This window comes from Campylobacter canadensis (assembly GCF_013177655.1).
GTDB lineage: Bacteria > Campylobacterota > Campylobacteria > Campylobacterales > Campylobacteraceae > Campylobacter_E > Campylobacter_E canadensis.
The window spans coordinates 1-13,550 of record NZ_CP035946.1 but is presented as its reverse complement, the minus strand read 5'-3'; the positions used below and the strand labels follow the sequence as shown (position 1 = coordinate 13,550).

General features: G+C 23.1%; 10 protein-coding genes, 1 other RNA gene and 1 pseudogene. 2 read left to right on the top strand and 10 right to left on the bottom strand.

All coding sequences use genetic code 11. From position 1 onward, the window contains the following. Positions 1-10 precede the first annotated feature (10 nt). Positions 11-940 carry an RluA family pseudouridine synthase gene (locus CCANL266_RS00055; RefSeq protein ID WP_224316207.1) on the top strand — a complete coding sequence of 310 codons (930 nt, stop codon included), beginning with the start codon at positions 11-13 and terminating at the stop codon, positions 938-940. Positions 941-1,414: 474 nt separating this feature from the next. Here CCANL266_RS00055 and CCANL266_RS00050 read toward each other — a convergent pair whose 3' ends face one another. Genes CCANL266_RS00050 through CCANL266_RS00035 form a run of 4 tightly spaced genes read right to left on the bottom strand, consistent with a single transcriptional unit; the run spans position 1,415 to position 5,686 of the window. Next, positions 1,415-2,068: a tRNA threonylcarbamoyladenosine dehydratase gene (locus tag CCANL266_RS00050; protein WP_172229593.1), complete on the bottom strand. Its 654-nt coding sequence runs from the start codon at positions 2,066-2,068 to the stop codon at positions 1,415-1,417. An 8-nt stretch (positions 2,069-2,076) separates the two neighbouring features. Then, positions 2,077-3,633, bottom strand: coding sequence for a single-stranded-DNA-specific exonuclease RecJ (gene recJ, locus CCANL266_RS00045; protein WP_172229591.1), 1,557 nt, complete (start codon positions 3,631-3,633; stop codon positions 2,077-2,079). After that, positions 3,621-5,219 carry a CTP synthase gene (locus CCANL266_RS00040; RefSeq protein WP_280525487.1) on the bottom strand — a complete coding sequence of 533 codons (1,599 nt, stop codon included), beginning with the start codon at positions 5,217-5,219 and terminating at the stop codon, positions 3,621-3,623. The genes recJ and CCANL266_RS00040 overlap by 13 nt, the downstream gene beginning before the upstream one ends. A gap of 41 nt (positions 5,220-5,260) precedes the next feature. Then, complete coding sequence (locus CCANL266_RS00035) at positions 5,261-5,686, bottom strand: hypothetical protein (RefSeq protein WP_172229587.1); 426 nt, start codon at positions 5,684-5,686, stop codon at positions 5,261-5,263. Positions 5,687-5,722: 36 nt separating this feature from the next. On the opposite strand from CCANL266_RS00035, the gene ffs reads away from it, so the two are divergent. Continuing rightward, an RNA gene (ffs, locus tag CCANL266_RS09745) (signal recognition particle sRNA small type) lies at positions 5,723-5,819 on the top strand. A 6-nt stretch (positions 5,820-5,825) separates the two neighbouring features. Here the strand turns inward: ffs and CCANL266_RS00030 are convergent. The 6 genes and pseudogenes from CCANL266_RS00030 to dnaA form a co-directional block, all read right to left on the bottom strand. Continuing rightward, positions 5,826-7,013: pseudogene (locus CCANL266_RS00030) on the bottom strand (HD domain-containing protein); the annotation flags it as partial. Continuing rightward, entirely contained in the window at positions 7,013-7,435 is a 423-nt protein-coding gene (queF, locus tag CCANL266_RS00025; RefSeq protein ID WP_172229583.1) for a preQ(1) synthase, read from the bottom strand. The gene queF and the pseudogene CCANL266_RS00030, both read right to left, overlap by 1 nt. After that, entirely contained in the window at positions 7,432-8,766 is a 1,335-nt protein-coding gene (locus CCANL266_RS00020; protein ID WP_172229581.1) for an EAL domain-containing protein, read from the bottom strand. Before CCANL266_RS00020 ends, queF begins: the two co-directional genes overlap by 4 nt. Positions 8,767-8,770: 4 nt before the next feature. After that, on the bottom strand, positions 8,771-11,086 hold the full coding sequence (gene gyrB, locus CCANL266_RS00015; protein ID WP_172229579.1) for a DNA topoisomerase (ATP-hydrolyzing) subunit B: 2,316 nt from the start codon (positions 11,084-11,086) through the stop codon (positions 8,771-8,773). Between the two features lie 9 nt (positions 11,087-11,095). Next, positions 11,096-12,184, bottom strand: coding sequence for a DNA polymerase III subunit beta (gene dnaN, locus CCANL266_RS00010; protein ID WP_172229577.1), 1,089 nt, complete (start codon positions 12,182-12,184; stop codon positions 11,096-11,098). 34 nt (positions 12,185-12,218) lie between these two features. Then, positions 12,219-13,550 carry a chromosomal replication initiator protein DnaA gene (dnaA, locus tag CCANL266_RS00005; protein WP_224316211.1) on the bottom strand — a complete coding sequence of 444 codons (1,332 nt, stop codon included), beginning with the start codon at positions 13,548-13,550 and terminating at the stop codon, positions 12,219-12,221.

Below are 13,550 nucleotides of genomic sequence, written 5' to 3'. Positions count from 1 at the left end.
AGGATATATTTTGCCTTATATTTTTAAAAAATATTTTACTAACAAAAAAACTAAAGCTTTTAAAGTTGTTATGGAAAATTTAAATTTATCTTTAAATGAAGCACAAAGATTTTGTGATAAAAATAGAGTTATTAAAGCTGTTAGTAATATTCAAAAAAATTCCATAAATATTAGCGAAATTAATACTAACGATTTTGTAATTTGTAAAAAAAATGATGTTATTGATGGGGAATTTTTTTTATTAATTTATGATTGTGTTAGTCGTGGTCTTGATATTGTGTTTGAAAATGATGACTTTGCTGTTATTAACAAACAAAGTGGTGTGTTATCTCATCCTAATGGAAGAAATTGTGAATATTCTTTATGTGATGAAATATGGAAACTTTGGGGTAAAGATTCTTGTGTTACTCACAGATTAGATGCACAAACAAGCGGCTTATTATTAATTGCAAAAAATAAAAATTCAGCAAAAATAATAAAAAAAATGTTTGAAGATAGATTAATTTATAAAGAATATATTGCCTTAGTTGATGGAATAATTACTAAAGATTTTTGTGTTAGTGCAAAATTAAAAAATGACCTAAATTTTAAAAATAAAATGATAATTGCTAATGATGGAAAAAGTGCAAAATCAGAATTTCATATTTTAAAAAATTATACAAATTCTACTCTTTTAAAATGTATTTTATATACAGGAAGACAGCATCAATTAAGAGCACATTTAAATTATGTAAATCATAAAATTTTAGGTGATACTATTTATGGTTTAGATATAAAAACAATTTGTGATATTTTAGATAAAAAGCTAAGTAAAAATGAAATTTTTTTATTAACCAAGGCTAAAAGATTATGCCTACATTCTAGTATGTTAAAATTTACTTATAATAATAAAGAATATGTTTTTAACGATGAAAATATTAATTTTTTAGATGAAATTTAAATTGTTCCACGTGGAACAAAATTATAAAAAAGGAAAAAAATGAATTATTTAGATATTTTTCAATATATTTTTATGGCTGTTGTTTGTATTGGTGGAGTTATTGCGATGATAAAGGTTGTAAAAAGTGAAAAAAAAGATTAAGAATAGATTAATTTATATTTTTAGCAATTTAAATTTTTTTATAATTATTCCTTTTATAACTATATATTTTTATAGTGATAAAATTATATAGTTTTTAAAATTAAAAATAATTTCAATACCTTTTAATTAGACTTAGTTGGCTTTAGTTAAAACTTAGTACTTATAAATATTAAAATGAAAAAATATATTTTTATCATTTAATAGTGCATTATTAGAAAATTATAAAATTACTTTAAATATTTATAGAATTTAAATATCAAGCCTAAATAATTTATAAAAGCTATAAATTACTAATATATTAGTAAAAACTATATTATTTTAAATCTATAAAAATTAACTTTCTTTTAGCAATTCTTTTAATACTATAGATGATAAAGTATTACCAAAGGTTGAAGTAACACCCATAAAAGAACCAAGCTCTTTACACATTGCTTCTTCTTCACTAAAAAGCACTTTAAATTTGCCTTTAAAACGCCTTTTTTTTAATTCTAATCTAAATGCCTTAGCTAAAGCACAAACCCTTGTTTTATCCCAATTACTTAGCTTTATTTTACTAACATCTATCCTTTTTGCTGCACCTGCACTTGAGATTAATTTTATATTTTTTTCATAACAAAGTTCTGCAATATCACATTTTGCATATAAATCATCAATACAATCAATAACATAATCAAAATGATATTTTTCTAAAAAATCTTTTAAACTTTCTTTATTAATACAAAAATCAAAGCAAGGTAATTTATAAAATTCGCTAAAAACTTCTGCTTTTTTTCTGCCTATATTTTCTGAATGCAATTGTCTGTTTTGATTACTTGCTTCAAAACTATCACAATCAATTCCATAAACTTTAATTCCAACCCTAGCCAAGCTTGAAAAACAAGCTCCACCTACTCCACCTAAGCCACATACTAAAATCTTTTTTTCACATAATTTTTCATATTTATCAGCAAATAATAATTTTGCTCTGTTAAATCTTTCATCTTGCATAATTTTTCCTAGAAAATATCTAAAATATTTAATTGTATTTTTGGTATTTTATAAAAATTATTAATACCTAAAGTAAAACGAATATTAATTTTACTTCCATTAGGATAAATATTATTATGGTTAAAATAAATAGCCTCACAGTTCTTATTAATATTACATTTTAAATGTTTTTCATTTATAAGCATAGAATCAAATATAGATATATTTTTTAAAATAAATTCTGGTTTTTCATTTGCTTGCCCATAAGGTTCATAAAAATTTAAAATATTCATAAGTTCATAATCAATTTCTTTTAATTCCAACTCACCTAAAACATTATTTGTATTACAAAATGAATCATAATTTAAATCTATTTTTTGTAGATATTTTATAAATTCTTTTATATTTTCTTCTTTAATTTTTATTCCACAAGCACCCTTATGCCCACCAAAATTATCAAATAAATATTCAGCATCATTTAAAATCTCTAATAAATCAATATTTGCAACACTTCTTGCACTTCCTTGTGCTACATTATTTTCAATATTAAAAACAAATGATGGTTTATTAAATTCTTTTGCTAATCTTGATGCAATAATCCCTAAAACACCTTTGTGCCAATCATTTGAATAAGCAACGATAAAATTATCATTTGTATTAAATTCTTTTGCTTGTTCAAAACCTCTTATTTCTTCTTCTTTTCTTTCTGTATTAAATTGCTGAATTTTTAAAAATTCATTATAAGCATCATCATAATTTTTATGTTTTAAAAAATTAAATGAAATACTAGCATCATCCATTCTTCCACTAGAATTCAATAAAGGTGCAATCATAAAAGATATATTTTCATAAGTAAAATTTTGTTTTTTATAATGATTTGCTATTATTTTAAAGGCTTGTCTATTTAAATTATTAATTTTATTCATACCAACTTTTACTAAATTTCTATTTATATCAAGTAAAGGCATCATATCAGATATAATAGCAATAGCTAAAATATCTAAAAATTCACTCATATCAATATTTAAATTTAATTCTTTTTTTAATGCAACGCATAAATACCAAGCAACTTGAGCGCCACAAATTTCACAATTTACATATTTTTTAAATTCACAATCTTTTTGCTTTGGATTTATAATTGCATAGGCATTTGGTAATTCTTCTAAAGCCTCGTGGTGGTCTGTTATTATTAAAGTTTTACCTAATTTCTCACACAAATTTGCAGCTTCAAAGGCTGTTATACCATTATCAACAGTAATAATTAAACTAGCATCAATTTCTCTTACAATATTTTCATTAATTCCATAACCATCACAAAAACGATTTGGAATTTTTATAATAATATTTTTATTAATTTTATCAAAAAATTCACTCATAATAATGCTAGAGATTATGCCATCTACATCATAATCTCCAATTACTGCGATTTTTTCGTTATTTTTAATTGCCTGTGCTATTCTTTTTGTAGCCTTTTGCATATCTTTAAATACTTCAGGCTGGGGAATAGTCTTTAGACAATTATGAATATCATCTTTAAATCTTTGACTTAATAAATTATTTATATCAGCTTTATTTATTTTACGCATTTTTCAATAAAGGATAAAATTACAGGATTAGGCTTTTTAAGTCTTGATGTAAATTCAGGATGATATTGAACAGCAACAAAAAAATCATTATTAGTATTTTCAATACATTCAATAAGTCCATTACTCTCACCGCTAATAATTAACCCATTTTTTTCGTATAATTCACGATATTTTGGATTTGCTTCGTATCTGTGGCGATGTCTTTCATAAATTAAATCACTATTATAAATTTTATGCAATAAAGAGCCTTTTTTGATATTGCAAGCATAAGCACCAAGTCTTAAAGTACCACCTAATGGAGTTTTTATAGTTCTTATTTGTTGATTTCCATTTTGATTTATAAAATTATCAATTAAATAAATCGTATCAGCTTTTTCATCAAATTCACTTGAATTTGCATCTTGAATATTTAAAACATTGCGTGAAAATTCAATCAAACTAAGCTGCATTCCTAAACAAATTCCTAAAAAAGGAATATTATTTTCTCTTGCGTATTTTATTGCTAATAATTTACCATCAATTCCCCTACTTCCAAAACCACCAGGAACTAAAATTCCACTACAATCTTGTAAATCATCAATTGTAATTTCTTCGCTATCAATCCACTTTATTTCTACCTTTGTATCAAGGTTTGCACCAGCGTGAATAATAGCTTCTGTTAAAGATTTATAACTTTCTTTTAAGCCAATATATTTTCCAACAAAGGCAATTTTTGTTTTTTTACTTGGATTAATTATTTTTTCTACTAAATTTTCATAATTTTTTAAATTTGGATTTTTAAGCTTTAAATTTAAATGTTTTGCAATAGGTAAAAGTATATTTTGTTCATTAAATTTAAGCGGAATTTGATAAATACTTTGTGCATCAATACTTTCAATAACACAATCAATCTCAACTCCACAACTTCTAGCAATTTTTTCTTTTATTTCTTCACCTAATGCAATTTCACTTCTAGCAATAATCATATCAGGACTAATTCCTATGCGGCGTAATTCTCCTACTGAATGTTGAGTTGGCTTAGTTTTTAATTCTCCTGCAACCTTTATAAATGGAACTAAGGTTAAATGTGCAAAAAAGGTATTTTGTTTTCCATATTTTAATCCTAATGACCTAATTGCTTCTAAAAATGGTAAACCTTCAATATCTCCAACTGTACCACCAATTTCTACTATTAAAACATCTTGATTTAAAGCAGCATTTTCCATTCTTTGTGCAATTTCACCAACTATGTGTGGAATTACTTGAATTGTTTGACCAAGATATTCTCCACGGCGTTCTTTTTCAATTACACTTTGATAGACCTTTCCTGTTGTAAAATTATTAACTTGTTTAAGATTTTCATCTAAAAATCTTTCATAATGTCCTAAATCAAGGTCAGTTTCTGCTCCATCATCGGTTACAAATACTTCTCCGTGCTCAAGCGGACTCATAGTACCTGGGTCAACATTTATATAAGGGTCAGCTTTTAAAATATTAACCTTAAGTCCGCTTTCTTTTAATAAATTAGCAATAGAAGCTGCTGCAATACCTTTTCCTAAAGAAGATAAAACACCACCAGTAATAAATATAAATTTAGCCATTTTAATCCTTTGTTTTTTTAATTTTAGTTTATTTTGCATAAATAAACCTAAATTATTTCTTTTTTTATAAATTCAATTACACGAATTTGCCCATAATCTTCAATTTCGCTTTCATTTTCCTTTATATTTTTTTTTAAAACCATTTTTTCTAATCTTACAAAATTAAGTTTTGCTCTATATTTTGGTATTTTTAAATAATTTTTACTTAAATCCTTTAGTAATTTATCCACTGCTAAAGGGTCATTTTTATTCATATTTATATATTGCAATGTTGTATAATATAACATTTCTTGTCTTATTTTTTTTGAATAAATTTCTTTACATAATTGTTTTAAGATTAAATAAATTTCATTTTTAGGTTCTTTTAAAACTAAAATCATACATGCAAATAATTTTGCTCTAAAATTTAAAGAATTATTTGTAGTTGAAAACGCATTTCTTAAATTTGTAATAAATTTGTAAAAAAAATTCAAGTTATTAACCTTTATTATTTAAAATATTTTTTCTCAAGTCAAGCCTTGTGCAATGAATTAAAAAGCAGAGCTTCAGGATGGGAACATAGCAGAGCACTTTTTAACTTTGTGTGCCGCAAGTGTCTTGGCTTGGGTCTAAAAAATAATTTTCAAATCCACAAATTAAATCATAAAAATTAATATTTCCTATAACTTGATTTTGCAAAAATGAATCTTTTATTTTATTTATTCCATCTAGTAAATCTTTTGATTTTACACCATAATAAATTGATATTAAAGCTTCTAAAAATGCTGCTGTTTTATCACAAGCTTTTAAAACCTTTCCATCAATAGCCATATATTTATTTTCATTATATTTATCTAAATCTATATTAATTTTTATTTCATTATCCACTAAAATTCTATTAGTAAATTCATTCTTTTTAATTTTATTTTCATCGTTATATAAACCTAATAAATATGAAAATTCTTTTTGTAAAGCATAAGGTACATTTGGTAAAATTTTTTCATCAATTAATTTTACTTCATAATCGCTTAAAATTTCATCTAAACCCTGAACTCCATATTTTACAGGAGTAATTATATCTCTTGTAAGACTTTCAGGCAAATCGTGAAATAAAGCACAAAAGAAATTATTTATTATTCTTTCATCACAAGCTTTTATTTTTAAGCAATAAAAATAACTTAAAATTGCAACCACAAGCATATGTCCTAAAACACTTGTTTCAGGAATTCTTGGAGTTTGCGCCCATCTTTTTTGAAATCTTAATCTACCGCTTAAATCAATTACCTTTGCTAATTTTTGATTTAAAGCAATTTTTTGTACTGCTAAAATTTCTAAATAATCTTCTAATTCTTCATCTAATTTGTTTTTAATTTCTTCATAATTACTTACATTTGGATAAATAAAATTAAACTCATATTTAGTTGATAAAAAGCCAGCTGCTTTTAAAATAAATTTTTCTCTTTCATGACTTGTATCTAAATAATAATTTTTAAAAATATCAGAAAATTCCTTAGAAGTTTTCATATTTTCAAATTGTTTTATAATCCAATGATTTAATTCTTTTTGCTTTGTTTTTTTAATTTCATTTAAAACATCAGGACGAATATCAGTAACAATTACACGAGAAATAAACTCAACCACAATAGCATCAAGTAAAAATCTCATATCAATATTTTTTTCACTCTTTGCTAAAAAATATGCAATTACTGCTTTATGAGCTTGTTTATCAAGTTCTACAAGATTACTAATTCTTGCAAAATCATTCCATCTTGAAATTGAAGCAGCCTTAAAAATATGTAAAACAAGCTCCGCACTAATCATTATTTATCCTTTTTATTTTTTTCTTTCTTTTCTTTTTTACTTTCTTTTATTTCATTATCAGAACAACATTCAATCACAGTATGTACATTTCCACGAGGGTTAAAATCACCTACTAATTTTATATATTTTGGTTTTAAACGCTTTTTTAAAGTGCGATAAATTTTATTTATACTATCTTCGTGGCTTATATTTTTATTATAAAATGAATTAATATAAAGTTTAATTGCTTTAAGCTCAACTACCCACTTATTTGGAATATATTCTAAATATAAAGTAGCAAAATCAGGATATCCACTTCTAGGACATAAACAAGCAAATTCAGGTAAAGTAATTTTTATAACATAATCGTTTTTTTGCTTATTTTCCCATCTTTCAAGCTTTTTACCCTTTATTTTTTTTATTTCTTTTTCACCGTATTTCATTTATTTTCCTTTCTTTCTAAAATTTCTTCTTTGTAATACATATCACCTTGAAAAAAATCAAAATTAAATTCACTAATTTTATCTTTAGTCTTTTGATTATCTACAAATCTAATCACTGTTTTAATATTAATAAGCTTACATAATTGTAATAATTGTTTGTATATTGAAACTATTTTTTCGTTATTTAGACTTTTTGTAAGTTCAATATCAAAAACTCCAAATTCAATATCAAATTTCTTTAAATATTCAAAAGAACTTGAACTTCCAATGCGATTTAAAGAAAAAGAAATGCCTAATTTTTTAAATTCTTTTATTATTTCATCAAATCTTGAAATATTATAATAAATAGTATTTTCATAAAATTCAAAAATAATTTTATTTTTAATAATTTCATTATTTTCAATAAAATTTTTCATAAAAAATAAAAAACTCATATTTCTTATAAAATCTGGATTAATTTTTATAATAAGTCTATTTTTAAAATCATAAGTATTAATTAAAGTTTCAAAAAGATTTTTATAATATAAAAATTCTAAATTATTTTTAATAATAATATCTTCAATTTGGCTTTGATTAATTTTGCTAGGATAATCATATTCAAGTTTATAATTTAAATAATAAATTTTTTCATTGCCTTTTAATTCTTGTATTTTAAAGATATATTTATTATCTTTTATAGCTTGCATAATGCTTGTTGCATAAAGATTTTCTGTTTTTGTATCAATAGAATTTTGTAATTTATTTTGTGCATCTAAATACAAAGATGAAAAATCACTATTAGCTTTAATAATTGAATATTCAATGTTAAAATCAATATCATCTATTCTATTTCTTTTTATTTCTAAAAAAATCTTTTTACTTTCGTGTTGCAAGATTTTTTGATTTAAATTAGACAAAATCATAAAATCATTTGTTGTAATTCTACCTATTATTATTTCATCGTTTAAAGCATCAAATTTTTCAACAATTTTTGATATTAAAAAATCAATCTTTTCAAAACCATATCTAATTTTTAATTCATTTAAATTCAAAATTGTAAAAAATAATAAATTTTCATATTTTGGTATTTGCTTTTCAAATTCAGCTTTTAATAAACAGCCTGTTCTTTCATCAACAACATTTTGTCTTGCTTCTTTATAAATTACAAAAATAAAATAATAAAAATAAAAAAATATTGCTATTAAAGAGAAAAAAATACTCTTATCACTTATATTATTTTCTGATTTGTTAAAAAAATAGATGAATATAAAAAATAATAATAAAATCGGAATTATAAATTTTAATGCAACATCTATTTTTTTTCTATTTTCAATTTTTTTAATTGTCTTCATATATTTATATATCTAAATGTTTTACATCTTTTGCATGAGCTTGAATATATTCTCTTCTAGGCTCAACTTCATCACCCATAAATAGGTTAAACACTCCACTAGCACTATCAAAATCATTTACATTAATTTGTATTAAGCGTCTATTTTCAGGATTCATAGTTGTTTCCCAAAGTTGTTCAGGATTCATTTCACCTAAACCTTTATAACGCTGAATATTTGCACCTTTTTTAGCATTTTTTTCTACTTCTTCTAAAACATCTAAGAAATCTTTATCTGTAAAAATATTTCTTTCTTCAATTTTTTTATAAATATAAGATGCTTCTTCAAAATATGGATTTAAGAATAAATCATTATTAATATTTATTTCTTCTAAACCATTTGTAGTTTGAATATAAATTCTTGCTTCTTCATCATTTACAAAAGAATTTAAAATATTAAATCCTTTTTCTTCTAAATATTTACAAGAAACATCAAAAATAGCTTTTATATCTTTAGCTAAAATATCTGGATTTTCAATAAAATATCTAATTAAGTCAATAACATTAAATCTCTTTTTAAGCTCATTTAAAATACTACGATAAATAGAAACAATTTTTAAGAAGTCTTTTAAATCATTTGCACCGATATCTTTAAAATCATAATTTTCAATACCAATTTCAATTAAATAATCATTTAAGGCTTTTTCATCTTTTAAATATTTTTCTTTTTTCTGACCTTTTTTACTATAACGATATAAAGGTGGTTGAGCTAAATAAATATTTCCGTTTTTAACTAAATCATTCATAAATCTAAAAAAGAAAGTTAAAATTAAAGTCTGAATATGAGAACCATCAACATCAGCATCAGTCATAATAATAATTTTATGATATCTTAATTTTGAATAATCAAATTCTTCTGCAATTCCACAACCAAAGGCTGTAATCATATTTTTAATTTCATCGGATTTTAAAATTTTATCTAGTCTTGATTTTTCAACATTTAAAATCTTTCCACGAAGTGGTAAAATAGCTTGAAAAGCTCTATCTCTACCTTGCTTTGCAGAGCCACCCGCACTATCACCTTCTACTAAGTAAATTTCGCTATTTTCAGGGTCTTTACTTTGACAATCAGCTAATTTTCCTGGTAAGGTTCCTACACTAATGCTTTCTTTTTTACGAGTTAATTCTCTTGCTTTTTTAGCAGCTTCTCTACCTCTTGCTGCTGTTAAAGCTTTATTCATAATAGCTCTTGCATCGTTTGGATTTTCTTCAAAGAATTTACTTAAAGCTTCACCTGTAGCTTTATTTACAATGCCTTTTACATAGCTTGAACCTAATTTTCCTTTTGTTTGTCCTTCAAATTGTGGGTCAGGTACCTTTACACTAACGATAGCAATTAAGCCTTCTTTAGTATCATCTCCTGTTATTTTTACATCTTTTTCTCTAGCATTAGCATTTGCTTCAATATAATTTGAAACAACACGAGTAAGTGCCATTCTAAAACCAGCCTCGTGAGTACCACCATCAATAGTTTTAATATTATTTACAAAAGAAAATAAAGTTTCTGAATAAGTATTATTATACATAAGTGCAATTTCTGTAATTACATCTTCACTTTCATCTGAAAAATGAATTACATTAGTTAATGCTTCTTTTTTATTTAAATCACTAACAAATTCGCTAATTCCACCATCAAAATGATAACTTTGAGCTTTATTTGTTCTGCTATCTTTAAAATTAATAGTAATTTGTGGATTTAAATATGCAAGTTCTTTAAATCTTTTTGCTAAAGTTTCATAATCAAATTCAACAACTTCAAAAATTTCAGGGTCAGGGAAAAATTCAATAGTAGTTCCTGTGCGATTTGTACTTTTAATTATTTCAATATCACTTAATGGTTTTCCTTGAGCAAATTCTTGTTTGTGAATGTTTCCATCTCTTTTAACAGTTGCTATTAATTTAGATGAAAGTGCATTTACAACTGATACACCAACACCGTGCAAACCACCACTAACTTTATAAGTATCTTTATCAAATTTTCCACCAGCGTGAAGAACTGTTAAAACTACTGTTAATGTTGAAATATTTTCAGTTGGGTGAAGTCCAACAGGAATTCCACGACCATTATCGCTAACAATACAAGAACCATAATTTGTAATTTCTATGTCAATGGTATTACAAAATCCCGCCATAGCTTCATCAATAGAGTTATCAACAACTTCATAAACCATATGATGAAGACCATTAAAACTTGTATCTCCAATGTACATTCCTGGGCGTTTTCTAACAGCTTCTAAACCTTTAAGAACTTTAATTTTACTTTCAGCATAATTTTCTTGCATTTTTTATCCTTAATTTTTATTTACTGCTATTAAAGCGTAATAGTTTGTTGATTTTAAAATAATTGGGCTATTTTGAGCAAAATATTCAATAACAAAATTTTCTTCATCATTTTCATTTAAATAATCAATTATATGTTTATTTGTAATATTAATTTCAAAATTATTATTAATATTTATATTATTTTCAATTTCAGTTTTTACTGAACTTTGACTTAATTGATTTATTTCTTTAATTGAAGAAAAAATAATTTTATTATTATCAAAAACAATATTTGCCCTACTTGAAACTACATTTAATTTTTTTAATTCATTTAATATTTGTTTAGTATTTAAACTAACTTTAATTGATGCTTCTTGAGGTGGTAAAATTTCTTTATATCTTAAAAAATCTAAATTAATATTTTTTGTAAAGAATTTAAAATTATCATTTTCAATTATAAAATAATCATTATTTTTATAAAATTTTACATTTTCATTTAATAATTTTGATATTTCACTAACAGCTCTTTTTGTAATTATAATTTTACTTTCTTCATTATTATTTACATAAATATCAAAAACATTTAATCTTTTTGTATCAGAACCTACAAAAGAACATTTATCCTTAGCAATTTCAATATAACAACAATTAAATTGCATTGACAAAGAACTATTATCAATAGCATTATTTACCATTTTAATACCTTTGCTAAATTCACTATTGCTTAATTTAATTTCACTTTTATTATTTTCATTTTCTATAAAATTAAATTGTCTATCTTCTTGAAAAAGTGCTAAGGTAAAATTAGTTTTTTCTTGAGTTATATTTATACAGTTGTTATCTTTTTCAATTTTAATTAAAACATCATTTTTAAGAACTTTTAAAATATCATTAAATTGTTTTGGATTTATAAAAATTTCTCCATTTTCAATTATTTGACAATCTTTAATTTTATATTCTATTCCAATTTCTGTATCACTAGCTCTTAGTAATAATGAATCATCTAAAGTTTTAATTTGAATATTTGAATTTATACTTGTTAAATCTTTTTTTTCAACATAATTTGTAAGAATTGAAATAATATTTTCTACTTTTTTTCTGTCAATTAATAATTTCATTTTAATCCTTTACTTGTTATTTGAATAATTATATTTAAAAATCTTTACTTTTTAGATTAATTATCTTATTTTTTATATTTTCTATTAAGTTTTTAAATTCATTATCTTTTTTTATTAATTCTTGGGTTTTTTTAATATTATGAGATATTGAACTATGGTCTTTCATTTGAAAATTTTTAGCTAATTCTGTTGTTGAATTTGAAATTAATTCTTTAGCTAAATATATTACTATTCTTTTTGCTTTTACAATTTCTTGCTTTTTAGAATTTGATTTTATTTCAGATATTTTTATATTAAATTCTTTGCTAATCATTTGAAAGATATCATCAATATCTATATTTTGCTTTTCTTCATTTATATATTCTTTTATTAGATTTTTTACTAATTCTAAGGTTATCATTTGACCAGAAAGTAATTTCATTGCATTAATTCTTGTTATTATGCCTTCTATTTCTCTAATACTTTCTCCTATATAATTTGCAATTGTATTTAAAATTTCATTATTTAAATCTATTTCATGAACTTCACATTTTTTCTTAATAATTGCCTTTCTTGTATCTAAATCAGGCACACTAATATTTGCTATTATTCCATTAGAAAATCTTGATTTTAATCTATCTTCAATACCATTTAAATCTTTTGGAGCAACATCAGAAGTCATAATTATTTGCCCATTTTTTTGAATAATATCATTAAAAATATGAAAGAATTCTTCTTGAATTTTTTCTGTATTTCCTAAAAATTGTATATCATCAATTAATAATAAATTGCAGTCTTTATAGTCGTTATTAAAACTTTCAAATTTATTATTTAATAAAGCTGTTTGATAATCTTTCATAAAATCTTTTGCTGTTTTATAAATTACTTTTTTACCAAGTTCTAAACATTCATGACCACAAGCTTGAAGTAAATGAGTTTTACCTAAACCTGTTTTAGAATAAATAAAAATAGGGTTAAAAGATTTACCAAAATTTTTTTCTAAAGTTGAATTTTTACAAGCTTGATATGTAAATTTATTACTTTCTCCAATTATAAAATTATCAAAAGTATAAGATGGATTTAAAGAATGGATTATTTCTTTTAAGTTTTTATTTAATTCTTTTTCTTTTAAATTTAGTCTTTTTGTATTTTGTTTTTTTTCAAAAAAAGAAATTTTATACTTTTTTTCTGTTATGTTTTTTAAAATATTTTCTATTATTGATGAATATTTTGTTTGAATATGTTTTGCTAAAAATTGATTTGGTACTTTAAAATATAAAATATCATTTTGTTCTTTATCAAATTCTATATTTTCAAAATAGTTTTTATAATTATTTTCTCCTATTTCTTCTTTTACTTTTTTTAATAATTCATTTATAAAATCCAT